At 58.3% G+C, this 405-nt stretch carries 1 protein-coding gene; it reads left to right on the top strand.

Translation table 11 applies throughout. From position 1 onward, the window contains the following. Positions 1 to 114: 114 nt before the first annotated feature. Positions 115 to 405, top strand: a 291-nt coding sequence (locus GR197_RS31665; protein WP_281409542.1) for a sigma factor, incomplete at its 3' end; no start/stop codon positions are given.

Raw genomic sequence — 405 nt, 5'->3', positions numbered from 1 at the left:
GAATTACTATAAATTACGCACCTCAAGTTGCCACTATCTTGCTACCCGTGTTTGCGGGGCCGTCGATCAGTGTGCTCAAGGATCGAATCCGCATCGAAGCGGCCGGGAGTCATGTTGGAAAACTACTATCGCGAGCTGGTGTGTTTCCTGAACGCCAAGCTCGGCAACCGTCAGGTCGCCGAAGATGTGGTGCATGACGCTTATGTGCGCGTACTGGAACGCTCCAGCGACACGCCCATCGAGCAGCCCCGGGCGTTTCTCTATCGCACTGCGCTGAATCTGGTGATCGATGATCATCGGCGCAACGCCTTGCGTCAGGTCGAGCCGCTGGAAGTGCTCGACAGCGAAGAGCGTTATTTCACCCCGTCGCCCCACGGCACCCTCGATCACGGCCAGCGTCTGGAG

The organism is Rhizobium phaseoli (assembly GCF_010668805.1).
Lineage (GTDB): Bacteria > Pseudomonadota > Alphaproteobacteria > Rhizobiales > Rhizobiaceae > Rhizobium > Rhizobium phaseoli_A.
The sequence above is the reverse complement of the archived record's forward strand: the minus strand, read 5'-3'. Positions and strand labels throughout refer to the sequence as shown.